At 72.5% G+C, this 22,445-nt stretch carries 20 protein-coding genes, 3 tRNA genes and 1 pseudogene; 10 read left to right on the forward strand and 14 right to left on the reverse strand.

What is annotated here, in order from left to right; all coding sequences use genetic code 11:
* Window positions 1-65 precede the first annotated feature (65 nt).
* From OG898_RS19025 to OG898_RS19035, 3 genes are all read left to right on the forward strand, one after another.
* Window positions 66-773 (forward strand): vancomycin high temperature exclusion protein, encoded by a 708-nt coding sequence (locus OG898_RS19025; protein WP_266958189.1) that lies wholly within the window; start codon window positions 66-68, stop codon window positions 771-773.
* A gap of 77 nt (window positions 774-850) precedes the next feature.
* Window positions 851-1,621, forward strand: coding sequence for a glucose 1-dehydrogenase (locus OG898_RS19030; RefSeq protein WP_266958191.1), 771 nt, complete (start codon window positions 851-853; stop codon window positions 1,619-1,621).
* Window positions 1,622-1,813: 192 nt separating this feature from the next.
* Window positions 1,814-3,988: a molybdopterin oxidoreductase family protein gene (locus OG898_RS19035; RefSeq protein WP_266958193.1), complete on the forward strand. Its 2,175-nt coding sequence runs from the start codon at window positions 1,814-1,816 to the stop codon at window positions 3,986-3,988.
* Here OG898_RS19035 and OG898_RS19040 read toward each other — a convergent pair.
* Both OG898_RS19040 and OG898_RS19045 read right to left on the reverse strand, forming a co-directional pair.
* Complete coding sequence (locus tag OG898_RS19040; RefSeq protein WP_266958195.1) at window positions 3,985-4,983, reverse strand: nucleotidyl transferase AbiEii/AbiGii toxin family protein; 999 nt, start codon at window positions 4,981-4,983, stop codon at window positions 3,985-3,987. The two genes, OG898_RS19035 and OG898_RS19040, sit on opposite strands and share 4 nt — an antisense overlap.
* Window positions 4,980-5,561 carry a hypothetical protein gene (locus tag OG898_RS19045; RefSeq protein WP_266958197.1) on the reverse strand — a complete coding sequence of 194 codons (582 nt, stop codon included), beginning with the start codon at window positions 5,559-5,561 and terminating at the stop codon, window positions 4,980-4,982. The genes OG898_RS19040 and OG898_RS19045 overlap by 4 nt, the downstream gene beginning before the upstream one ends.
* A 175-nt stretch (window positions 5,562-5,736) precedes the next feature.
* Here OG898_RS19045 and OG898_RS19050 point away from each other — a divergent pair, with 175 nt between their 5' ends.
* Window positions 5,737-6,843, forward strand: a complete 1,107-nt coding sequence (locus OG898_RS19050; protein ID WP_266958199.1) for an RNA polymerase sigma factor — start codon at window positions 5,737-5,739, stop codon at window positions 6,841-6,843.
* Between the two features lie 94 nt (window positions 6,844-6,937).
* Here the strand turns inward: OG898_RS19050 and OG898_RS19055 are convergent, their stop codons facing one another.
* The gene (locus OG898_RS19055; RefSeq protein ID WP_250745603.1) at window positions 6,938-8,863 is read right to left on the reverse strand and encodes an ABC transporter ATP-binding protein; all 1,926 of its coding nucleotides are present in this window, start codon (window positions 8,861-8,863) and stop codon (window positions 6,938-6,940) included.
* Entirely contained in the window at window positions 8,860-10,593 is a 1,734-nt protein-coding gene (locus OG898_RS19060) for an ABC transporter ATP-binding protein (RefSeq protein ID WP_250745602.1), read from the reverse strand. Before OG898_RS19060 ends, OG898_RS19055 begins: the two co-directional genes overlap by 4 nt.
* A gap of 225 nt (window positions 10,594-10,818) precedes the next feature.
* Between OG898_RS19060 and OG898_RS19065 the strand changes: the two genes are divergently transcribed.
* On the forward strand, window positions 10,819-11,184 hold the full coding sequence (locus tag OG898_RS19065) for a hypothetical protein (RefSeq protein WP_266958203.1): 366 nt from the start codon (window positions 10,819-10,821) through the stop codon (window positions 11,182-11,184).
* Here OG898_RS19065 and OG898_RS19070 read toward each other — a convergent pair.
* Entirely contained in the window at window positions 11,181-12,620 is a 1,440-nt protein-coding gene (locus tag OG898_RS19070) for an FGGY family carbohydrate kinase (protein WP_266958205.1), read from the reverse strand. The genes OG898_RS19065 and OG898_RS19070 overlap by 4 nt on opposite strands.
* 171 nt (window positions 12,621-12,791) lie before the next feature.
* Entirely contained in the window at window positions 12,792-13,100 is a 309-nt protein-coding gene (locus OG898_RS19075) for a YtxH domain-containing protein (protein WP_250745599.1), read from the reverse strand.
* A gap of 146 nt (window positions 13,101-13,246) precedes the next feature.
* On the opposite strand from OG898_RS19075, the gene OG898_RS19080 reads away from it, so the two are divergent.
* The 3 genes from OG898_RS19080 (at window position 13,247) to OG898_RS19090 (ending at window position 13,659) form a co-directional block, all read left to right on the forward strand.
* Window positions 13,247-13,319: transfer RNA gene (locus OG898_RS19080), tRNA-Asn, on the forward strand.
* A 5-nt stretch (window positions 13,320-13,324) separates the two neighbouring features.
* A tRNA-Asn gene (locus OG898_RS19085) sits at window positions 13,325-13,397 on the forward strand.
* Between the two features lie 188 nt (window positions 13,398-13,585).
* A tRNA-Ile gene (locus tag OG898_RS19090) sits at window positions 13,586-13,659 on the forward strand.
* 63 nt (window positions 13,660-13,722) lie between these two features.
* Here OG898_RS19090 and OG898_RS19095 read toward each other — a convergent pair.
* The 3 genes from OG898_RS19095 to OG898_RS19105 form a co-directional block, all read right to left on the reverse strand.
* Window positions 13,723-14,577, reverse strand: coding sequence for a SigB/SigF/SigG family RNA polymerase sigma factor (locus OG898_RS19095; RefSeq protein ID WP_266958208.1), 855 nt, complete (start codon window positions 14,575-14,577; stop codon window positions 13,723-13,725).
* 196 nt (window positions 14,578-14,773) lie between these two features.
* On the reverse strand, window positions 14,774-15,052 hold the full coding sequence (locus tag OG898_RS19100; protein WP_266958210.1) for a hypothetical protein: 279 nt from the start codon (window positions 15,050-15,052) through the stop codon (window positions 14,774-14,776).
* Window positions 15,053-15,216: 164 nt separating this feature from the next.
* Window positions 15,217-15,813, reverse strand: coding sequence for a hypothetical protein (locus tag OG898_RS19105; RefSeq protein WP_266958212.1), 597 nt, complete (start codon window positions 15,811-15,813; stop codon window positions 15,217-15,219).
* A gap of 360 nt (window positions 15,814-16,173) precedes the next feature.
* Between OG898_RS19105 and OG898_RS19110 the strand changes: the two genes are divergently transcribed.
* Entirely contained in the window at window positions 16,174-16,518 is a 345-nt protein-coding gene (locus OG898_RS19110) for a hypothetical protein (RefSeq protein WP_266958214.1), read from the forward strand.
* A 62-nt stretch (window positions 16,519-16,580) separates the two neighbouring features.
* Here OG898_RS19110 and OG898_RS19115 read toward each other — a convergent pair.
* From OG898_RS19115 to OG898_RS19135, 5 genes and pseudogenes are all read right to left on the reverse strand, one after another.
* Window positions 16,581-17,297, reverse strand: a pseudogene (locus OG898_RS19115) (GAF and ANTAR domain-containing protein).
* A gap of 18 nt (window positions 17,298-17,315) precedes the next feature.
* Window positions 17,316-18,050: an ANTAR domain-containing protein gene (locus OG898_RS19120; RefSeq protein WP_266958216.1), complete on the reverse strand. Its 735-nt coding sequence runs from the start codon at window positions 18,048-18,050 to the stop codon at window positions 17,316-17,318.
* Window positions 18,047-18,730: a hypothetical protein gene (locus OG898_RS19125; RefSeq protein WP_266958218.1), complete on the reverse strand. Its 684-nt coding sequence runs from the start codon at window positions 18,728-18,730 to the stop codon at window positions 18,047-18,049. The genes OG898_RS19120 and OG898_RS19125 overlap by 4 nt, the downstream gene beginning before the upstream one ends.
* A complete protein-coding gene (locus OG898_RS19130) occupies window positions 18,727-19,095 on the reverse strand; it encodes an STAS domain-containing protein (RefSeq protein ID WP_266958220.1) in 369 nt (122 codons plus the stop codon). Before OG898_RS19130 ends, OG898_RS19125 begins: the two co-directional genes overlap by 4 nt.
* 412 nt (window positions 19,096-19,507) lie before the next feature.
* On the reverse strand, window positions 19,508-20,704 hold the full coding sequence (locus OG898_RS19135) for a glutamate--cysteine ligase (protein ID WP_250745598.1): 1,197 nt from the start codon (window positions 20,702-20,704) through the stop codon (window positions 19,508-19,510).
* 303 nt (window positions 20,705-21,007) lie between these two features.
* Between OG898_RS19135 and OG898_RS19140 the strand changes: the two genes are divergently transcribed.
* Window positions 21,008-22,279, forward strand: coding sequence for an MFS transporter (locus OG898_RS19140; RefSeq protein ID WP_266958223.1), 1,272 nt, complete (start codon window positions 21,008-21,010; stop codon window positions 22,277-22,279).
* Window positions 22,280-22,445 lie beyond the last annotated feature (166 nt).

Consider the following 22,445-nt stretch of genomic DNA (forward strand, 5'->3'; position numbering starts at 1 on the left):
ACACCGGCAGGACCGACAAGGGGATCGCATTGAGGCGCGCAGGGCTACGAGGTCGGCTACGAGGCATGCCGGGGGCGGCAGCACGGGAGCGGCTGAAGGCGGTACGGATCGGGGTGCCCCGGACCGTACGGGCCCGGCGGCGGGCCGTGCAGCTGGTGATGGCGGGCTGCGTGCTGGCCCTGCTGCCCTCGGCGTGGACGCACGCGTCCGCCGGGCCCCGGCTGCGGACCACCGCGGATGCGCCCGCCGCCGAGGTGGCCGTGGTCTTCGGCGCCGGGCTGTGGAACGGCCGGCCGACCCCGTACCTCGCGCGCCGCCTCGACGCCGCCGTCGAGCTCTACCGCGCGGGGAAGGTCAAGGTCGTCCTGGTCACCGGGGACAACAGCCGGACCGACTACGACGAGCCCGACGCGATGCGCGCGTACCTGACGGGCCACGGGGTGCCCGACGCCCGCGTCGTCAGCGACTACGCCGGCTTCGACTCGTGGGACTCCTGCGTCCGGGCCCGGGAGGTCTTCGGCGTGCACCGGGCGGTGCTGATCAGCCAGGGCTTCCACATCCGCCGGGTGGTCGCGCTGTGCCGGGCCGCGGGCGTGGACTCGTACGGGGTCGGGGTGTCCGACGTGCACGACGCGACCTGGTACTACGGCGGGGCCCGCGAGGTCTTCGCGGCGGGCAAGGCGGCACTGGACGCGGTCTTCGAGCCGGAGCCGCGGTTCCTGGGACCGAAGGAGGAGGGGGTGTCGCGGGCGCTGGCCTCTCTGGCAGACTGACGCCGCGATCGGAGTATTCCGATTAGTCATATAGCTCTTAGGGCTATGTCCGTCGTGTGCGTCAGGGGTGTGGAACCGTGGCTCTTGTGGATCTGAGCGGCAAGGTCGTCGTCATCACCGGTGGGGCCCGCGGCCTCGGCGCGGCGGCCGCGCAGGCCGTCGTGGACGGCGGCGGCAAGGTGCTGATCACCGACGTCCTGGAGGCCGAGGGCGCCGAGACGGCGGCCGAGCTCGGCGACGCGGCGCGCTTCCTGCGCCACGACGTCACCAGCGAATCCGACTGGGACGCGGCCCTCGCCTTCGCCCTCGCCGAGTTCGGCCGCATCGACGGGCTGGTCAACAACGCGGGCATCGCCTCCGGCGCATTCCTGGAGCACGAGAGCGTCGAGCACTTCCGCAAGGTCGTCGAGATCAACCTGGTCGGCGTCTTCATCGGCATCAAGGCCGCGATCCCGCTGATGCGCGAGAACGGCGGCGGCTCCATCGTCAACATCTCCTCCTCCGCCGGCCTCACCGGCCTCGCCCTGACCGCCGGCTACGGAGCCTCCAAGTGGGGCGTGCGCGGACTGTCGAAGATCGGCGCGGTCGAGCTCGCGGAATCCCGGATCCGGGTGAACTCCGTACACCCCGGCATGACGCTCACCCCGATGACGGCCCCGGTCGGCATCCAGGCGGGCGAGGGCAACTACCCCGGCGCCCCCCTCGGCCGCGTCGGCCTCCCCGAGGAGATCGCCGCCGCCGTCGCCTTCCTCCTCTCGGACGCCGCGAGCTACATGACGGGCGCCGAGCTCGCGGTCGACGGCGGCTGGACGGCCGGCCTCACGGTGAAGTACCTGACCGGCCAGTGACCCGGCCCCGGCCGTCGACGCCGTCGACGGCCGGATCGTGGTCGACGGGCGGATCGTGTACGTGGAGATCCTCTACCGTCCCCCCGATGCACAGGGCCTCACCGGAGGCGGCGGGCCGCGCTGAGGTGGAGCACGCGGACTTGTAACGCGGAGCGGCGGCCCGTGTAACACCGCCGACGCACGCTGGGCTGCATGCACACCTCGGACTCCGCCACCGCCACGCACTGTCCGTACTGCGCGCTGCAGTGCGGCATGAACCTCCGCCCCGAGCCCGGCGGCGCGGGCGTGACGGTGGAGGAGCGGGCCGACTTCCCCGTGAACCGGGGCGCGCTGTGCGGCAAGGGCCGCACCGCCCCCGCCGTGCTCTCCTCCCGGGTGCGCCTCACCGAGCCGCTCGTCCGCACCCACGCCGGGCGGCTGGAGCCGGCCACCTGGGAGGAGGCCCTCGACGCCGTCGCCGAGGGCCTCGCCCGCACGCGGCGGTCGTACGGGGCCGACGCGGTCGGGGTGTTCGGCGGCGGCGGGCTGACCAACGAGAAGGCCTACGCCCTCGGGAAGTTCGCCCGCATCGCCCTGCGGACCTCGCAGATCGACTACAACGGCCGGTTCTGCATGTCCTCGGCCGCCGCCGCGCACCAGAGGGCCTTCGGGCTCGACCGGGGGCTGCCCTTCCCGCTGGAGGACATCCCCCGGACCGGCTGCGTCATCCTCGTCGGCTCCAACCCCGCCGACACCATGCCCCCCGCCCTCCGCTTCTTCCGGGAACTCCGCGAGAACGGCGGCACGTTGATCGTGGTGGACCCGCGCCGCACGCGCACCGCCGAACAGGCCGACCTGCACCTGGCCCCGCGCCCCGGCACGGACCTGGCACTGGCCCTCGGCCTGCTGCACCTCGTGGTCGCGGGCGGGCACACCGACGAGGAGTTCATCGCCGAGCGCACCACCGGCTGGGAGGAGGCCCGGGCGGGTGCGATGGCGCACTGGCCGGAGCTGGTGGAGCGCATCACCGGCGTCCCCGTCCCCAGACTCCGCGAGGCGGTGGCGATGTTCTGCGCCCCCGAATCCGCGATGGTGCTCACCGCACGCGGCCCCGAGCAGCAGTCCAAGGGCACCGACACCGTCGGCGCCTGGATCAACCTCTGCCTCGCCACCGGCCGGGCCGGCCGCCCGCTCTCCGGCTACGGCTGCCTCACCGGCCAGGGCAACGGCCAGGGCGGCCGCGAGCACGGCCAGAAGGCCGACCAGCTCCCCGGCTACCGCAAGCTGACCGACCCGGCGGCCCGGGCCCACGTCGCCGGGGTCTGGGGGATCGACCCCGACGACCTTCCCGGGCCCGGCCGCAGTGCGTACGAACTCCTCGACGCGCTGGGCTCGGACGTCAAGGCCCTCCTCCTGATGGGCTCCAACCCGGTGGTCTCCGCCCCCCGCGCCGCCCACGTCGAGGAACGCATCCGCTCCCTGGACTTCCTTGCCGTCGCCGACGTGGTCCTGTCCGAGACGGCGGCCCTGGCCGACGTGGTCCTCCCCGTCACCCAGTGGGCGGAGGAGACCGGTACCACCACCAACCTGGAGGGCCGCGTCCTGCTGCGCCGCCGGGCCCTGACCCCGCCGCCGGGGGTCCGCTCCGACCTGGAGGTCCTGCACGGCCTGGCCACCCGCCTCGGCATGCCGAAGGCCTTCCCGACCGACCCCGAGGAGGTCTTCGAGGAGCTGCGCCGCGCGTCGGCGGGCGGCCCGGCGGACTACTCGGGCATCACCTACGCCCGCATCGAAGCGGAACAGGGCGTCTTCTGGCCCTGCCCTGCGGCTCCGCGGACAGGGGAGCCCGACGCCCGGGAGCCCGCCCCGAGCCTGCCGACCCCGGCTGCCCCGGCTGCCCCGGCGGAGCCCGGCCCGGAGCCGGAGCCCCACCCCGGCACCCCCCGGCTCTTCCTGGACCGCTTCGCCACCGAGGACGGCCGGGCCCGCTTCGTGCCCGTCACCCACCGGGACGCCGCCGAGGTCCCGGACACGGAGTACCCGCTCCTCCTCACCACCGGCCGGGTCGTCGCCCAGTACCAGTCGGGCGCGCAGACCCGCCGGGTGGACGAGCTCAACGACGCCGCCCCCGGCCCCTTCGTGGAACTCCACCCGCGCCTCGCGGCCCGCATCGGCGCGGTCGACGGAGCCCCCCTCGCGGTCACCTCCCGCCGCGGCCGCGCGGTCGCCCCGGCCCGCATCACGGACACCATCCGCGCCGACACCGTCTTCATGCCCTTCCACTGGCCGGGCGAGGGCCGCGCCAACACCCTGACCAACCCGGCACTGGACCCGGTGTCCCGGATGCCGGAGTTCAAGGTCTGCGCGGTCCGCGTCGAACCGGCCTAGGCCGGCCCTTCCGGAGCCCCGGCGAACGTGGGCTCCAGGGCTTTCAGCAGGCGGTCCGCGTAGGACTCGGCGGAGCCGGGGATCCCCGGGTACTCCTTGTGGAACGTGGCCCAGTCCGTCTGGGCGAACCCCTCGAAGACCTCCGGGGCGGGCGGCTGTTGCCCGCCGCCGCCGACCTCGAATTCGCCCGAGAGCCGGAACACCTCCGCCAGCAGCGGGTACGGCAGCGTGCAGCTCTCCGCCAGCAGGACCGCGTCGTAGAGGTCCTTGCCCTGCGGGTACATGTCCCCGGCCAGCCACACCAGCTTCCAGGCCAGGGACAGCTCCGGGGTGGCGCCCAGGAGCGGCACCCCCGCCACCACCACGGGCTCGGGCGCGACCGGCAGGGGCTCGTTGAAGACGAAGTCGAGCTGGACCTGACCGCCCCGCATCCCCGGTGCGGACCAGGGGAGGACCAGCCTGCGTCCCGGAACCCGCTCGTACGTCCAGATGTACTCGCAGACCGCCTCCGACGCCGGCATCACCAGGCCGCCGTACGGGGCCAGCCGCTCCGCCCCGGCCGTGATCGCGTCCAGCATGCGCCCGGTGCGGTCCTCCTCGATCATCCAGTCCGCAGGGACCACGACGAAGTCCAGGTCGTGCGGCTCCCGCGCGATCTCCCCGAACCACTGGGACATCAGCACGCTGCCGCGCAGCACCAGCGAATCGGCGTCGCCCGAGGCCCCGACCGCGCGCAATGCCACGTCCATCGCCGCCCGTCGGGCCGACAGCCAGGCCGTTCGTGCCGCAGGCTCGGAGAACTGCGGGTCCAGGGGCCGGTACGCCTCGGAGAAGTGCTTGAGGGCGGGGTCGAAGGCCACCGCGGCCGACTCGCCCCTGTCGCCCGTCCTCAGGGTCCGGGGCCGCTCGTCCGTCCGTCGCGACCGCTCCGCCGCCGGCTCCGCGGGATCCTCCGGACCGCCCGGAATCGACGGCTTCCACTCCCGGTCACTCATCGCGTGTCCCCCTCCTCGATCCACCCGTCGTCCACCGACAGGTCGCTGTCGTACAGCACGAACTCCCGCTCCTCCGAGCGGATCTCGTACCCGGCCCCGGCCAGCGCCGCGACCAGCGCATCGCACGCCGCCCCCGCCTCCGCCGCCGTACCCCGCCACCGCTGGGTCACGAAACGTTCCTGCCCCGCCCCCGGCAGGACCCGGCGGGCGTTCCACGAGACGTGTGCCGCGTGCCGGACCGCCAGGGACTCCAGGGCCGGACGGTCCCAGTCCGCGGGGAGCCGCAGTTTGAGGTGGTGCTCGAAGTACCCGCCGCCCGGCCCCGGGGGCTCCGCGGTCCACGGGACGGTCTCCACCTTGACCCGGACCGGGTCGAAGCCGGCCGCGCGCAGCCGGGGCACCAGGACCTCGTGCCCGTCCCGGTCGGGCAGCGTCAGCATCGGCTGCGAGGGCATCCGGCCCCGGGCCAGCACGATGTGGGTCACCTTCAACTCCCGCTCCACCGCCCAGGATTCGAGCCGCGCCAGCTCCACCGGACCGGGGCAGCGCACGGTGACGTGGGTTTCGTACACAGACATGACCACGATCCTCTCGGACATGCGTCCGATCCGCATCGGGGTTCTGGTCCGGGGGTAACCATGGGTCACGCACCGGACCCAGAAAGTGGTCGCACGCCCCTCGTGGCAGCGATGTGTCGTACCCCACACTGAGGTGCGGTGCACCCGTCCTCGGAGCCCTGTGGAGGTCGCCCCCGTGCAGACCCAGAGCCTGACCGTCACCGTCAGCCCGCCCGCCGAAGTGCCCGCGGCCGAAGAGCCCGAGCCCGAGGCCGAGGCCGACGCCATGCACGAGGAGGAGGCCGAGGAGGCCGGGGAATCGGAGGGCCCGGAGCTGCTGGAGAAGGTGCCCCCGCCGCGCAAGCGCACGGCGGAAGGCTCCGGCGGAGCGGGACCGTCCGCCGACCTCTTCCGGCAGTACCTGCGCGAGATAGGCAGGATCCCGCTGCTCACCGCCGTCGAGGAGGTCGAGCTCGCGCGGCGCGTGGAAGCGGGCCTGTTCGCGGAGGAGAAGCTCGGCAGCGGAGCCCCGCTCGATCTGCAGCTCACGCTCGACCTCGACAAGCTCGTCGTCATGGGCCGCATGGCCAAACGGCGCCTCATCGAGTCGAACCTGCGGCTCGTCGTCTCCGTCGCCAAGCGCTACGTCGGCCGCGGCCTCACCATGCTCGACCTGGTCCAGGAGGGGAACCTCGGACTGATCCGCGCCGTCGAGAAGTTCGACTACGCCCGCGGCTACAAGTTCTCCACCTACGCCACCTGGTGGATCCGCCAGGCCATGTCCCGCGCCCTCGCCGACCAGGCCCGGACCATCCGCGTCCCCGTCCACGTCGTCGAACTGATCAACCGCGTCGTGCGCGTCCAGCGCCGCATGCTCCAGGAGCGGGGGTACGAACCCACCGCCGAGGAGGTCGCCGTCCACCTGGAGCTGACCCCCGAGCGGGTCCTGGAGGTGCTGCGGCTGGCGCAGGAACCGGTCTCGCTGCACGCACCCGTGGGCGAGGAGGACGATGTCGCGCTCGGCGACCTCATCGAGGACGGGGACGCCGCCTCACCGGTCGAATCGGCCGCGTTCTTCCTGCTCCGGGAGCACCTGGAAGCGGTGCTCTCGACGCTCGGGGAGCGGGAGCGCAAGGTGGTCCAGCTGCGCTACGGGCTCGCCGACGGGCGGCCGCGCACCCTGGAGGAGATCGGCCGGATCTTCGGGGTGACCCGGGAGCGGATCCGCCAGATCGAGTCCAAGACCCTCAACAAACTCCGCGACCACGCCTTCGCGGACCAGCTGCGCGGCTATCTGGACTGAGTCCGGGTACGGGAAGAGGGGCGCCCCGCAGGGCGCCCCTCCCGATACCGATACCGGTCCCGCCGGCCGACCGGCCGACTAACCGGCCATTCGACTAGTCGACCTCGGCCACCGCCTGCGCGAACTGCGCCGCGTACAGCCGCGCGTACGCGCCGCCCGAGAGCAACAGCTCCTCGTGCGTGCCCTGTTCCACGATCGAGCCGCTCTCCATCACCAGGATCAGGTCCGCGTCGCGGATCGTGGACAGCCGGTGCGCGATCACGAAGGACGTACGGCCGTGCGCGAGGCGCGCCATCGCCTTCTGGATGAGCACCTCGGTCCGGGTGTCCACCGAGCTCGTCGCCTCGTCGAGCACCAGGATCACCGGGTCGGACAGGAACGCCCGCGCGATGGTGATCAGCTGCTTCTCGCCCGCGCTGACGCCGGCGCCCTCGTCGTCCAGCACCGTGTCGTAGCCCTCGGGCAGGGTGCGGATGAACCGGTCGGCGTGGGCCGCCCGCGCGGCCTCCTCGACCTCGGCGCGCGTGACCTCGCGCGTGGCCCCGTAGGCGATGTTCTCCGCGAGGGTGCCGCCGAACAGCCAGGTGTCCTGGAGCACCATGCCGATGCCGCTGCGCAGTTCCTCGCGGGTCATCTTCGCGATGTCCACCCCGTCGAGGGCGATCTCCCCGCCCGTGACCTCGTAGAACCGCATCAGCAGGTTGACCAGCGTGGTCTTGCCGGCGCCGGTCGGGCCGACGATCGCGACCGTCTGCCCGGGGTCGACGCTCAGCGAGAGGTTCTCGATCAGCGGCTTGTCCGGCTCGTAGCGGAAGGCGACCTTGTCGAAGGTGACCTGCCCGCGCAGGTTCTCCGGACGCTCGGGGACCTCCGCGTCCGCCTCCTGCTCCGGCGCGTCCAGCAGCTCGTAGACCCGCTCCGCGGAGGCGACGCCGGACTGCACCAGGTTCGCCATGGAGGCGACCTGCGTCAGCGGCATCGAGAACTGGCGCGTGTACTGGATGAAGGCCTGCACGTCACCGATCGACAGGGTGCCCGAGGCCACCTTCAGACCGCCGACGACCGCGACGAGCACGTAGTTGATGTTCGAGATGAACAGCATCACCGGCTGCATGATCCCGCTGACCAGCTGCGCCTTGAAGGAGGCCCGGTACAGCGCCTCGTTCTGCTCGGCGAACAGGGCCGCGGACTCCTTCTGCCGGCCGAAGACCTTGACCAGCGTGTGGCCCGAGTACATCTCCTCGACGTGCGCGTTCAGGGCGCCGGTGGACTTCCACTGCGCCACGAACTGCGGCTGCGACTTCTTGCCGATCTTCGCCGCCACGTACGCGGACACCGGGATGGTCACCAGCGCGACCAGCGCCAGCACCGGCGAGATCCAGAACATCATCGCCAGCACGCCGACGATCGTCAGGAGCGAGTTGAGCAGCTGACCCATCGTCTGCTGGATCGTCTGCCCGATGTTGTCGATGTCGTTCGTGGCCCGGCTGAGCACCTCGCCGCGCTTCTGCTGGTCGAAGTACGACAGCGGCAGCCGCGACAGCTTCGCCTGGAGCTCCTCGCGCATCCGGTAGACGGTGCCGTTCATGATGTGGTTCGACAGCCGCGTGGCGACGAGCATCAGCAGACCGGCGACCGTGAAGACGGCCAGCGCCCACAGCGCCACCGCCCCGACCGCGCCGAAGTCGATGCCCTTGCCCGGGGTGAAGGCGGTGCCGGACAGCATGTCCGCCATCCCGCCCTCGCCCCTGGCGCGCAGAGCGTCCAGCGCCTGCTGCTTGGTGAGGCCCTTGTCGAAGTTCCGGCCGACGATCCCCGCGAACACGAGGTCGGTGGCCTCGCCGAGGATCTTCGGCCCGGTCACCGACGCGGCGACGCTGCCGACGACCGCGATGATCATGCCCCACAGCTTGACCCGGTCGCGCGCCAGCGCGCTCAGCAGCCGCTTGCCCGAGCCCTTGAAGTCCATGGACCGCGTGGTCGGCGGTCCCATCATCATCCGTCCTCCGGGCCCGCTCACGCCGCCTCCGCTTCCGTCAGCTGGGAGAGCACGATCTCCCGGTAGGTCTCATTGCCGGCCATCAGCTCGTGGTGGCGCCCCTCGCCCACCACCTGCCCCTCGTCGAGGACGACGATCCGGTCCGCGTCGCGGATCGTGGAGACCCGCTGGGCGACGATGACCACGGTGGCCTCCTCGGTCTCGCGGGCCAGCGCCGAGCGCAGCGCCGCGTCCGTGGCGTAGTCCAGGGCCGAGAAGGAGTCGTCGAACAGGTAGATCTCCGGGCGCTGCACGAGCGTGCGCGCGATCGCGAGCCGCTGGCGCTGGCCGCCGGAGACGTTGGTCCCGCCCTGGGTGATCGGCGCGTCGAGCCCGCCCTCCAGCTCGGACACGAAGCCCTTGGCCTGCGCGACCTCCAGCGCGTGCCAGAGCTCCTCGTCGGTGGCGTCCGGGCGCCCGTAGCGCAGGTTGCTGGCGACCGTCCCGGAGAAGAGGTACGGCTTCTGCGGCACCATGCCGACCGTCCTGGCGAGCAGGTCGGGGTCGAGGCGCCGTACGTCCTCGCCGTCGACGAGCACGTCGCCGCCGGTGGCGTCGAAGAGCCGGGGGATCAGCCCCAGCAGCGTGGACTTGCCGCTGCCCGTCGAGCCGATCACCGCGGTGGTCTCGCCGGGGCGGGCCACGAGGTCGACCCCGCGCAGCACGGAGGCCTCGGCGCCCGGGTAGCGGAAGTCGGCGCCGCGCAGTTCCAGCAGGCCGTGGCGGGAGAGCTCGCGGACCGGGTCGGCGGGCGGGATCACGCTGGAGTCGGTGTCCAGGACCTCCTGGACGCGCTCGGCGCAGACCTCGGCGCGCGGCACCATCATGAACATGAAGGTGGCCATCATCACGGACATGACGATCTGCATCAGGTAGGCGAGGAAGGCCGTCAGCTGGCCGATCTCCATACCGCCCGCGTCGATGCGCATCGCGCCGAACCAGACGACGGCGACGCTGGAGATGTTCACGACCACGATGACGGTCGGGAACATCAGCGCGAGCAGCTTGCCGGCCGCCAGCGAGACGCCGGTGAGGTCGGCGTTGGCCTCGCGGAAGCGCTCCTTCTCGTAGTCGTCGCGGATGAAGGCGCGGATCACCCGGTTGCCGGTGATCTGCTCGCGCAGGACCCGGTTGACCGTGTCCAGACGCGTCTGCATCGCACGGAACAGCGGGCGGGTCTTCAGCACGATCGCGCCGACCGACAGGCCGAGGATCGGGACCACGGCGAGCAGCACGCCCGAGAGCTTCACGTCCAGCGAGAGCGCCATGAAGATGCCGCCGACGCACATGATCGGCGCGGAGACCATCAGCGTGAAGGTCATCAGCACGAGCATCTGTATCTGCTGCACGTCGTTCGTCGTACGGGTGATCAGCGACGGGGCGCCGAAGTGGCCGAGCTCACGCGCGGAGAAGCTCTGCACGCGGTCGAAGACGCCGGCCCGGACGTCCCGGCCGAAGGCCGCGGCGGTACGGGCCCCGTAGTAGACGGCGCCGACGTTGCAGACGAGCTGGATCAGCGAGACGCCGAGCATCAGTGCGCCGAAACGCAGGATGTAGCCGGTGTCGCCGTTGACGACACCGTTGTCAATGATGTCGGCGTTCAGCGTGGGCAGGTAGAGGCTCGCGCTGGTCTGCAGCAGTTGCAGCAGGACCAGCACGGAGATCGGTTTCCGGTACGGGCCCAAGTGGGTCCGCAGAAGTCGTATGAGCACGCGCAGGCTCCGGTCGGCATGATCGAGGGGGTTCACTCCATCTTCTGCCAACGGGCGGCCGGAACCCACCGGATTTCGTAAAGCCCGGTCAAAAGGAGTAGGCCGGGCCGGGCCGCCCTAAGCCCACGGCCCGACCGCCTCCCCGGCGGCTGTGCGGACGGCGGGCACGGAGAGGAAGATGGAGCCGGAGGGGGAATCTCGGGACGGATCGGTCGTGGAGGAACCATGACGGCAGCCACACGGGAGCAGATCCCCGTCCTCTTCGAAGGCAACGGCGCCGAACTGCGCGTGCTGGAGCTCGGCGGAGGCTTCTCCGTCGCCTTCGGGCGCTTCGACAAGGGCGTCGACATGACGCCGGCATTCAAGGGCCTGCCCGACGACCTGTGTCCGTGCCCGCACTACGCCTACGTGCTCAAGGGCCGGATCAAGATGCACACGAAGGACGGGGACACGATCTACTCGGCCGGGGAGGCCTGCTACTGGGCGCCCGGACACGCCCCGGTCGCCCTGGAGGACACCGAGTACCTCGACTTCTCGCCGACGGAGGAGTTCCGGGCGGTGGTCGAGCACGTGAAGGCGCAGCTGTCCTAGAACGCCCCAGGGTGGATCTGGTCCCGGGTCGCGACGTACTGCTGGCGCGCGCCCTGCCAGGCCGGGTACTCCTCGTCCGGCTCGAACAGCTGCGCCGCGGGCGCCGGCCACACCGGCGGGGTGTTCGGGGCCGCCGTGCCCTGCGCCACACCGAGCGCCCACGCGGCCTGCCGGGCCGCGCCCAGGGCCGCGTAGTCGGCCGGCGCCGGTACGAGGACCTGCGTGCCGAACAGTCCCGGGGCGAAGGCCTGGACGGCCGGCAGCTCGGCGGCCGCGCCGAGCAGGAACACCCGGCGGATCTCCACCCCGCGGCTGCGCAGCACGTCGAGCGCGTCCACCAGCCCGCACAGCATGCCCTCGAAGGCGGCCCGCGCGAGGTGCTCCGGCTTCATGGAGTCCCGGCGCAGCCCCGACAGGGTTCCGGCGGTGTGCGGCAGGTTCGGCGTCCGCTCACCCTCCAGGTACGGCAGGAGTACGAGTCCGTGCGCGCCCGGGGTCGACTTCAGCGCGAGCTCGCTCAGCCCCTCCAGATCGGTGCCCAGCAGTTCGGCGGTGCCGCGCAGGGCCCGTACGGCGTTCAGGGTGTTCACCACCGGCAGGTGCAGCCCGGTGGCGTCGGCGAGGGAGGTGATCAGGCCGCCAGGCTCCGACAGCGCCTCGTGGTGCACCGCCATCACCGATCCGGACGCGCCCAGCGAGACCACGGCGTCGCCGGGTCCCATGCCGAGCCCGAGCGCGGCCGCCATGGTCTCCCCGGTGCCCGCGGAGATCAGCAGCCCCTCGGGCGTGGTCCCGGCGGCTTCGGCCGGGCCGAGCACCTCGGGCAGCAGCGCCCGGTGCCCCAGCGCGAGCTCGACCAGGTCGGGGCGGTAGGCGCCGGCGGCGGCCGACCAGTAGCCGGTACCGGAGGCGCCGCCCCGGTCGGTGGTCCGCCGGGCCGGGCGGCCCAGCAGCTGCCACACCAGCCAGTCGTGCGGGGACATCAGGACGGCCACCCGCCGGGCCGCCTCCGGCTCGGTACGGGCCAGCCAGGCGAGCTTCGCGACGGGCTGCGCGGCGTGGGGGACGGAGCCGACGGCTTCGACCCAGGCCTGCCGGCCGCCGAAGGACTCGATGAGGTCGGCGGCGGCCGCCTGGCCGCGCTTGTCGTTGCCGATCAGGGCGGGACGGACCAGGCCGCCCTGCGCGTCCAGCGGCAGCAGCCCGTGCTGCTGCGCGGAGACCCCGATGGCCTGCACCCCTTCGAGGAGCCCGCCGCCGGCGGCCTCGCCGAGCGAGAGCAGCCAGGCCTGTGGATCGGTCTCGTGCGGCACCGCCTCGCCGGTGGGCTGCGGATGAGGGGCGTACCCCTGGCGCAGCACGGCGCCCGTCTCGGTGTCACAGACGACGATGCGTGTGAACGCGGAAGAGCTGTCCAGCCCGGCGACTATCCCCATGCGGAGAATTCTGCCGCACGCGGGGGCGGTCTCGACCGCCCCGGAGCGCGCGGGACGGGCGCCGTCCCTTATGTGGAGCCCCGTGCGGGCGGCCGGGCGGGACCCCGGAGAGGGGTCCCGAGGGGTCCTGAGGGGTCCTCGGGCGAGGACCCCCGCTCCGGCCCGGGCCGGTCAGGTGTTGCTGGTGCCCCAGTCGTCCTCGGCCGCGCCATTGCCGCCGACCCGTGCCCGCAGGCCCCGTACGCGTCCGGCCAGGGCGTCCGGCACCGCGTCGCCCACCTTGTCGCTCACCGCGGCGAAGGCCTTGCCGGCGAACTCCCGGCTGCTCTGACCGGCGCTCTCGGCGGCGTTGCGGACCGCGGGGTTCTGCGCGAACTCGCGCGCGGACTTCTTCAACTGTTCATACCGCTCGCGTCCGGCCCGGGTTCCGAGCACGTACCCGAGGGCCAGCCCGACCGCGAACGTGACCTTGTACCGCATGCCTGCCACCCTTCGTCGTGTGGTGCCCGGCCCGCTGGCGATACCGATTGGCGGAGCACCCCCCTGCTTGCGCTAATCTATGACTCGCAACGGGCGCTCGCCCCCTGGCCAAGGCCGGAGGTGGGCTGTTCGGTGCAACGCAGCAATCCCCTGTAGCTCAATTGGCAGAGCAGCCGACTGTTAATCGGCAGGTTACTGGTTCGAGTCCAGTCGGGGGAGCGCGGTCCCCTGTAGCTCAATTGGCAGAGCAGCCGACTGTTAATCGGCAGGTTACTGGTTCGAGTCCAGTCGGGGGAGCAAGAAGGAACGAGGACCCCAGGTGGGTCCTTTTTCTTTTTTCTGCCCTCCTCACGCAACCGGGCAGGGCCCGGCGCGGTCTCTCTGGGCAGGCGAAGCCGATCATGCGAGGCATCCGAGGCAGGAGATCGTATGAGCGGCTATGCTGCGGCAGACGGCGCGCACACATGTACGCGCCACGCCGTGAAGGGGCGGTAGCTCAGCCGGTTAGAGCAGCGGACTCATAATCCGTCGGCCGTGGGTTCGAGTCCCACCCGCCCCACTGCAAGCCGCAGGTGAAGAAACGATCTCGCCTGCGGCTTTGGCGTTTCCTGGGGCGGTCTTGTCAGTGGACGGGCCCACGGGCGGGGCTTCCGGCGGTTCGCCAGGCGGGCTTTCGGGCCGCGTCGGACATCGCCTGGGCGCGCAGGGATTCGCAGATGCGGCGGATCAGCCGGGACACGTGCATCTGGGACAGGCCGAGCTCCTCGGCGATGCCGGTCTGGTCCATCTCGCGGAAGAACCTCAGGTAGAGGATCCGGCGGTCGCGCTCCGGCAGGGCCCGCAGGAGGGGACGGAGCGTTTCGCGGTCGACGATCCGGTCGAAGGCCGGCTCCGGGCAGCCGAGGGTTTCCGCCAGCGGGTAGGCGCCCTCGTGGTGGCCGTGTGCGGCCTCGATGGACAGGGTGGACCAGCTGTGGAGGGCCCCCTGGCCCCTGCGTACCTCCTGTTCGCTCAGGCCGGTCGCCGCGGCGATCTCGGCTGCCGTGGGGCCGCCGGAGTCGCGTGAGGGGGACAGCTCCCGGTCGGCCGTACGCACCTGCGTGCGCAGTTCCTGGACGCGGCGCGGCACGTGCACCGCCCACAGGTTGTCGCGGAAGTGCCGCTTCAGTTCGCCGACGATCGTCGGGATGGCGAAGGCCTCGAAAGCGGTGCCCATGCCCGGGTCGAAGCGGGAGACCGCTTTGACCAGGCCGACTTGGGCGACCTGGCGGAGATCCTCCAGGGGTTCCCTGCCGTTGCCGAAGCGGCGGGCCAGCCGAATGGCCATCGGGATCCAGGCGCACACCACCTCCTGCCGCAGCGAGGCCCGTTGCGGGCCCTCCGGAAGGGATGCGATGCGGCGGAACGCGGCCGCGGTGTCGGGGGAGTCGCCGGCGTAGTGGGTGCGCCGGGTGTTCTGCGTGCCGGTGGGTGTCATGGGCGCGGGTCTCCTTGGCTCGGCGGCCGTCACGCGCCGTGGGAGCCGACCGCACGGCAAGGGCGCGGACCCGGAGGTGGAAGCCGGGGCCGCACGCTCGTGCGCGCGGTGGCGACGAGAGGCCGGCGGGGGTGGGGCCGTCGGGGAGGACGGCCCGTCCCCGCCGGCGGTCAGGGGCGGATCGGAGCGAGACGGCTCACATGCGCAGCAGCCGTAGGGTGATCTCCCGGTACTCGCGCAGGGCGAGCCGGAGGTCTTCCGTCTCCGCCTCGACGCCGTGGCCCCGGTGGGTCGCGCCGATGGCGCGCCGGCGTTCCACGAGTGCGGCAGTGACCCGGGTGGTGGCTTCGGCGAGGGTGATGTCGGCTTCCTGGACGGCTTGCTGCGGGCTCTGGACGAACGCGCCGAGAGCGTGCTGGAGATGCAGGGTCAGCCTGTCCCGGTCGGTCTGCGCGAGCAGGGCAACGTGGACCACTGGGGCCACGGGGCTCGTGGGGGAAGCGGGAGGCGGGGCGTCCGCGGGGGGCCGGGGCGGTGCCTCGCGGGGTGCGGTCCGTGGCGCGGGGGCCCCGCGCGGGTCGCGCCGTGCCGGGGGCGGCTTGCGGGCGGGGGCCTGCCGTGCGCGTTCCTCGTCGTACGTCATCGCGTGCCACTTCCCTCGACGGGATACCGCTGCGGACGGTGCCGGCCGGAGTCGGCCGGCTGCTGCGCCACCAGGGCGTCGAAGAGGTCCCGGGCTCCGGTCATGGCCCGCCTGCTCTCCTCCGTGCCGCCCTGGCCGTGAACGGCCCCGTGCAGCCCGCGGTAGCCGTCGACGTGCTGCGCGTGGTGCACGGAGAGCGCGGCGAGCCGCTCTTCGAAGGGCCCGCCGTCCGGGAAGCCCCGGTCCGCCGTCAGCCGTGCCAACAAGGCGTCGGCCTCGGCGACCGCCTCCTGCGGGGTATCGACGAACCGCCTCTGGATACCGGCCCACTGGGCCGCGTACTGCTCCCGGGAAGCCGGTGAGAGCGGTCGCTCCCGCACGGAGCCGTGCTGCTTCAGGCGCGCTCCCAGTATCCGGTCCGCGGCCTTGGTGTCGCCCTCGTGGCGGCTCACGAGGCGTTCGTACTCGGGGCCGAAGCGCCGCTTCAGGCCGGGCCCGGTGCGGCGGTGGCCGAGTGTGGCCAGGAGGATGGCCGCCACCGCGAGGAGGGCTGCGAAGACGATGGCCACGATGATGATCACGGCCCTGGACATGGCCACTCCCCGCTGCCGCAGGCCCGCACGTCGTACTGCTGTATGCGCATCGACTCTCCTCGGTTGATGGCGCGTCGGTGCCGGGCAGGAGGAGAAGGATCCGGAAGGGCATGGCCGGGACCTGCACAGCGGTCACAGAGGTGGTGCCTGCGTTCCGCGGGGTCCGGGCGAAGCGGAGGGCGGAGGGCCCGACCCGGAGTTCTCCGGGGTGGTGCGGCCCGACGCCGTCCTCGTCAGTCAACGCCGGGCGGTGCACCCTGTCAACAGGGGGTGTCGCCGAACTCCCCGTGGGGCTAACCTGGTTGACAAGGCCCCGGTCCCCGGCAGCGATGATCCGTTCCGCTGCGGAAGGAACCGCTCGTGCCCGTGCTCCTCGTTCTCCTCGTCGCCCTGATCCTCTTCGGCTTTCTCAACCACCTGCTCTGGGTGGCCGCCGCCGTGCTGCTCTTCGCCCTCGTGCACCGCGGACGCAGGGGCGTCGGCTCGGGCCCGGGACGTTCGGGCGGCCGCCACGACCACGACGGGCACCGCGATCACAACAGCCATGACGCCTACGGCACGTACGACAGCTACGGCGACTACCGCGACCACCGGGACCGGCAGCACCGCTGGGACCGTCGCTACGACCGGCAGCACCGGGGTCGCCGGAGCCGCGAGGAACGCCGCGACCGCCGGGACGACGAGGACCGCCGTGAACGGCGCTGACGGTCGGCCGACGAGCCGGTCTGCGAGCCTGTCCGTGAGCCGGCCGGAGAGTCGGCCCACCGTCAGGCGACCAGACCCGGGAGCGGTTCGGTGCCGTTGACGAAGGCGCCGGCCAGGTCCGACAGCCGGCGGTTGTGCGCGCGGGCGTAGCTGCGCAGTGCGGTGAAGGCCTCCTCCATGCCGATGCCCCGGCGTTCGGCGAGCTTGCCCTTGGCCTGCTCGATCAGCACACGACTGTTCAGGGCGGTCTGCAACTGCTCGTTGAGCATCGCGCTCTGCCGGGAGGAGCGCTGCTGGAGGAGGCTGATGGTGGCGACGTCGGCCAGGGCCTGGGCGATGCGCGTGGCGGCCGGGTCGAAGGGACCGGGGCGGGTGCGGAACAGGTTCAGGGCTCCGACGACCTCGTCCCGCAGGCGCATCGGCACCGTCTGGACCGCCGAGTACCCGCTGCGCAGGGCCTGCTCGGCGAAACGCGGCCAGCGGGCCGCTTCCGTGGCCAGGTCCGGGACGGTGACGGGGGCGCCGGTGTGGAAGCACTCCAGTCACGGGCCCTCGTCGTTCTGGAGCTGGAACAGTTCGAGTACCCGTACGTGCTCGTCGGAGGCGGCCATCACGCGGAGTTCCCCGTTCAGGTCCGCGAGGAGCACGCCGGCCGCGTTCACGCCGAGCATGCCGACACAGTTGTCGGTCAGCAGGCGGAGGAAGTCGATCAGGTCGAAGTCAGCGACCAGGTTGTCCGCCAGTTCGACGAAGGCCTTGGCGAGGAGCTGCTCATTCATCGTGCACACCTTCTGTTGTCAGGCATCGTCGGCTGCGCTCCGTTCCTCGTCCGGGTCCGGCGGGAACCGCAGCCGGCGGGCCACCACGTCGGCGGCCACTTCGGAGAGCCGCCGGCCGTGGGCGTACGCGTAGGCGCGCAGGCGGAGGAACGCCTCCTCGATGCCCACGCCGAGCTGGACGGTGAGCATCCCGGTGGCCTGGTCGACCTCGGCCCGGTAGCCGTCCAGATCACCGCCGGGTCCCGGCGCCGGGTCGATGCGCGTGCCGAGGAGCACGAGCGTGGCGGTGTCGGCGAACACCATGGCGTCGGCCAGCTCCCCGGAGTCCAGCTCGACCGGAACCTCGGAGTAGAGGTCGAGGACTCCGGGACTGATCGCGCCGACCCGCAGCGGGAAGGCGAAGACCGCCGCCGCACCTGCGGCGAGGGCCTCCGGCGTGAAGGCGGGCCACCGGCGCCGTTCCCCGTCCGCCCGCAGATCGGGCACCAGGACGGCCGAACCGAGGGCGTAGGCCTCCACCCCGGGGCCTTCGCCCAAGGTGAGCTGGAGTTCCTCGAGCAGCTCGCTCACCGGGCCGGTGGAGCACAGCGGACGCCCGGCCGCCGTCCGGGACGCGGCCGTCACCCCAGCTCCGCCGATCGGGAGCGCGGCCACGGCGGCCGTGCAGACGTCGACCACCGAGACCCGTGCGCCGCGCCGGGCCGCCTGCTCGGCCACGAGCCCCTGGATCCGGGCCGACCGTCCACCCGTCACCGTTCCGGCCGCCGAAGGCCGCCGGGGCGGTGCGTGCCGGTCGTGGTTCCCGCCGTCGGGCCGAGGGGCAGCACCAGGGCCTTGACCAGCTCCGTACCGGGCGGCCGGTGGACCTCTCCGATCTCGCGCCACCCCCAGGACTGGAAGGCCTTCAGGGTCCTGATGTCTGAGTCGGGCACCAGGGTGGCGCCGAGCGACGCCCCGTGGTCGTCGAGCAGCCGTTCCTGCAGCCGTCTGCCGACCGTGCGGCACTGTGCGTGCGGTGCGACCACGACCTCGCTGACGGCGAAGACGTGGCCGGAGGCCGTGAGCCGTTCGACGTCCCGGGGGAGGGTGCCGAGGAACCCCCGCCACCAGGAGCCGTCGCGCCGCAGGGGGAAGCCGAAGATGCATCCGAACAGGGCGGGCCGCTCGGCCACCAGCATGGCGAAGCCGGGCCGTCGGACGTCGCCCGCGAACCGGTGCAGGAAGGCTTCCCGGCAGCTGTGGGCCGTGCCGATCACCGGGTACGAGGACTCCACGTACAGGTCCGCCACGTCCTCCTTCAGCCTTTCGGCCTGCCATCGGTTCAGCCGCCGCACCCGGAGCTCGGCCAGGGCGTCCGGCCCGGACAGAGCCGTGCGGCGGCCTCGCTGCGGAGGGACCTGCTGCGGACGGCCCTGTGGCGAGGTGTCCGTCACAGCGCTCCGCCCAGGCCGGCGGGGAGCCCGGGAGCGGGACGGTCGCCGAGCAGGTAGCCGGAACGGGTGATGCCGATCATCCGGACCAGTACGGGCGGCGGGTGATGCAGGGTCAGGGTTCCTCCGGCCGCCGTGATGCGCCACCACGAGGAGAGGAGCACGCCCAGGCACCTGCAGTCGCAGAAGGTGACGGCGGACAGGTCGACGTCGACGGTACGGACGCCGTCGCGCAGACATTGGTCCAAGGAGGCGCGCAGCGGGTGGACGGTCGACACGTCGATCTCTCCGGCCGGAGAGATCAGCACGCGGCCGCTCTCGCCGTACGGGGCGGTGTGCGGGTCGGTGTTCGGATCGGGGACGCGCATGGTGGGGTGCCTCGGTTCGGGACCAGCCGGGCAGCGCCCTTCGGCGCCGAACTCCCCGGCTCCTCCAGGCACTTCCCGGTGCGGGTGTGCGTGCGCGGCGGGCGGGGGTCGATCCGGAGGCCTGGGTTCCAGGATGCGGGACGAGCCGTGCCCTCGGATGCGCCGGGGCGGGTCGGACGCGGGGTCCGTGCCAGGACGCGGAGACGTGTGGCAGGCAACGCACCGTCGGGGTCTCGAACGGGGACGTTCTGTTCGCAGCATAGCCCGGTGCCAGGTCCTGTGGAGGGGCGCAAGCTGGCCTTTCCTGGCCGGTTGTGGACCGGCGCGGGCCCGCGCCGACGTGCGCCCCGCCGCGAGCCGCAGGTGCAGAATCGATCGCACCTGCGGGTTCGGTGTCTCGGGGCGGTACCGGCTAGGAGGCCTCCGTCTCGTCCGCCAGGTGGCGCAGGACGTCCTTCAGGTCGCCGCGGCGGGCGAAGGCCGTGCGCTGGCGGTGGGCGCCCGAACCGTCGCGCAGGAGGCCGGCCATGGTTCTCGACGCGTGGTCGAGGTCGCCGGACGCGGCCAGTTCGGGGGCCACCAGGTCGAGCAGGGCCTCCGCCAGGTCCGCCGCCGGGAGTTCCACGCCCGTGTAGGGGTCCAGTCCGAAGCCCTCCAGGCCGTCGTGGGCCGCCCGCCAGCGCGCGAGGCGCAGTACGTCGTCCCGTACGGGCGGATCCGGCCGCTGCTCGGCGATCTCGCGCAGGGCCGTCGCGACGAGGGCGCGGGCCAGTTCGGCCTGGAGGATGGCCGAGTCGATGTCCGGGGACATGTCGGGGGCCCGGAGTTCGAGCGTCGGCCAGTTCCCCGAGGGCCGGAGGTCCCAGTAGACCATCTTGGTGTCGAGGGCCGCCCCGGAGCCGAGCAGGGTCTGCACGGAGCGCCGGAAGTGGGCCGTCGAGGTGAAGTGCGGGGGCAGGCCCGCCGAGGGCCAGCCCGCCCAGGCCATCGCCCGCCAGCTGGCGTGGCCGGTGTCGCGGCCGCCCCAGAAGGGGGAGTTGGCCGCCAGTGCGATCAGCGTGGGCAGCCAGGGCCGGATCCGGTTGGAGACGGCCACCGCCGTGTCCACGTCGAGGGTGCCGATGTGGACGTGCCGGCCGCAGCTGACGAGGGTGTCGGTGAGCGCGCCGAAACGCCGGGCCTGCTCGCGCTGGCGCGGCTCGTCGTCGGTCAGGTGGAGGGGGCCCTCCAGGGCGACCACCGGCGAGGGCGCCGCCAGCAGCCGGCAGCCGTGGGCGCGGGCGGCCCGCGCGAGGGTGCGCCGCAAGCCGGCGAGCTCGCTGCGCAGGATCGCGGCCGAGTCGGCGACGGGGGTGGAGATCTCCACCTGGTAGCGGGTGCCCTCGGGATGCAGTTCGTGGGGGAGCCCTGCGGCGGTGGACAGGACGAGCGGGGCGGCCGGGACCACCCGCAGGGTGCGGGCGTCGACGAGGAGGAATTCCTCCTCGACCCCCAGGGTGAGGGGGAAGACCGGACCGGTCGCGCGCGGTCCCTGCGTCTTCGGCCCCGTTGTCGTGGTGCCTGTTGTCGTGGTGCCGGTGCTCGTGGTGCTGGTGCCAGGTTCGATCACTGCGCCTCCCTGGACATACGAGTCTTTTCATCATGAGCTGAACTCCAGGCGAGGAGCGCACGTCTATTCGGTCAAATGTCCGGTGATAGTGGCGAGTTAGCGGCAAGGAATGCACCGCGCCGGGGCTCGGGTTCCGGGTGGGGTGAATGGTGCCCGTGCGGGAAATGCGAAGTCCGCTCGACCCGACTCCGAGCGGACTCTGAGCCGACTCCGATCGGGCTTCGATCGGGCTTCGATCGGGCTTCGATCGGGCTTCGGGTGGGGACAGCCGGGCCCCGAACGGGGGCGGGCTTATCATCCGATGTGACTCGTACGACTGTTCCATCCCCGTCCACCCGCCCCCGGCGCCGCATATGGGCCGATCCCACCCCGCTGAAGACCTCTCCGGACTTCCGCCGGCTGTGGTTCGGCGGAACCGTCTCCTCGCTGGGCCAGGCGATGACCGCCCTGGCCATCTCGCTCCAGGTCTACGAGATCACCGGCTCCAGCTTCTCCGTCGGACTCGTCGGGCTCTGCTCGCTCGTCCCGCTGGTCACCTTCGGGCTCTACGGCGGGGCCGTCGCCGACACCGTCGACCGGCGCAAGCTCGGCCTCGTCAGTGCGTTCGGCCTGGCCGTGCTCTCCTTCGCCCTGGCCGGCGCCGCGCTCCTGGACTACCACCGGGTCTGGCTGCTGTACTCCATCGTCGCGCTCCAGTCCGTCTGCGGGGCCCTCAACGCCCCCGCCCGGTCGGCGATGATCCCGCGGCTGCTGCCCGCGGAGCAGCTGCCCGCCGCCAACGCGCTGAACTCCATGACATGGACCTTCGGGATGACCGTCGGCCCGGCGCTGGGCGGGATCATCGTCGGCTGGTGGGGCTACCAGGCCGCCTACCTGATCGACGCCCTCACCTTCGGCGCCGCCCTCTACACGATGTGGCGGCTGTCGCCGATGAAGCCCGAGGGGGCCGGTGACCGCAGGGGGCGGGCCTCGGTGCTCGACGGCCTGCGCTTCCTGGGGACGCGGCCGAACATCCGGATGACCTTCTTCTCCGACATGGCCGCCATGGTGCTGGCCCAGCCGAAGGCGCTGTTCCCGGCCGTCGCCGTGCTCTGGTATGGCGGCGACGCCAAGACGGTCGGGCTGCTCGTGGCCGCTCCGGCCGTCGGGGCGCTGCTCGGGGGGCTGCTCTCCGGCTGGCAGGGGCGGATCCAACGGCACGGGGTGGCGATCCTGCTCTCCGTCGCCGCCTGGGGGCTGGCCATCGCCGTGTTCGGGCTGACCCGGGACCTCTGGCTCGGGCTGCTCTTCCTGGCCCTGGCCGGATGCGCCGACAGCATCTCGATGGTGTTCCGCACCACCATGCTCCAGGCCGCGACCCCGGACGACATGCGGGGACGCCTGCAGGGCGTCTTCATCGTGGTCGTCGCCGGCGGGCCCCGGCTCGGGGACTTCCTCGCCGGGGCCACCGCCGAGCTCACCTCCCCGACCGTCGCGATCACGGGCGGCGGGCTCGCCTGTGTCCTCGTCCTGGCGCTGCTGGCCGCGCGCTGGCGGGGCTTCGCCCGCTACGACGCGCGGTCGCCGCAGGCCTGAGGGGGGCCGGTCGGGCAAGCACGGGCGCGGGCACGGGCGCAGGAGCACGAGCCGTCACAGCCAGCCCATGGCCCGGCCGACAGCGAACGGAACCGGGATCAGCACGGCCGTGCCGAGCCATCGATGAGGCCGCTCGCCCTCTTGCCGCGGCATGAGGAAGTCCACC

The sequence above is a fragment of the Streptomyces sp. NBC_00193 genome (assembly GCF_026342735.1).
Taxonomy (GTDB): domain Bacteria; phylum Actinomycetota; class Actinomycetes; order Streptomycetales; family Streptomycetaceae; genus Streptomyces; species Streptomyces stoeckheimensis.

Coding starts and splice junctions, on each gene's coding strand:
- OG898_RS19095 (WP_266958208.1), bottom strand. CDS start 14,577: ATGACACCCACCGGCACGCAGAACACCCGGCGCACCCACTACGCCGGC.
- OG898_RS19025 (WP_266958189.1), top strand. CDS start 66: ATGCCGGGGGCGGCAGCACGGGAGCGGCTGAAGGCGGTACGGATCGGG.
- OG898_RS19045 (WP_266958197.1), bottom strand. CDS start 5,561: ATGTCTGTGTACGAAACCCACGTCACCGTGCGCTGCCCCGGTCCGGTG.
- OG898_RS19075 (WP_250745599.1), bottom strand. CDS start 13,100: ATGCGGTACAAGGTCACGTTCGCGGTCGGGCTGGCCCTCGGGTACGTG.
- OG898_RS19040 (WP_266958195.1), bottom strand. CDS start 4,983: ATGAGTGACCGGGAGTGGAAGCCGTCGATTCCGGGCGGTCCGGAGGAT.
- OG898_RS19035 (WP_266958193.1), top strand. CDS start 1,814: ATGCACACCTCGGACTCCGCCACCGCCACGCACTGTCCGTACTGCGCG.
- OG898_RS19105 (WP_266958212.1), bottom strand. CDS start 15,813: ATGTCCAGGGCCGTGATCATCATCGTGGCCATCGTCTTCGCAGCCCTC.
- OG898_RS19130 (WP_266958220.1), bottom strand. CDS start 19,095: ATGCGCGTCCCCGATCCGAACACCGACCCGCACACCGCCCCGTACGGC.
- OG898_RS19070 (WP_266958205.1), bottom strand. CDS start 12,620: ATGGGGATAGTCGCCGGGCTGGACAGCTCTTCCGCGTTCACACGCATC.
- OG898_RS19065 (WP_266958203.1), top strand. CDS start 10,819: ATGACGGCAGCCACACGGGAGCAGATCCCCGTCCTCTTCGAAGGCAAC.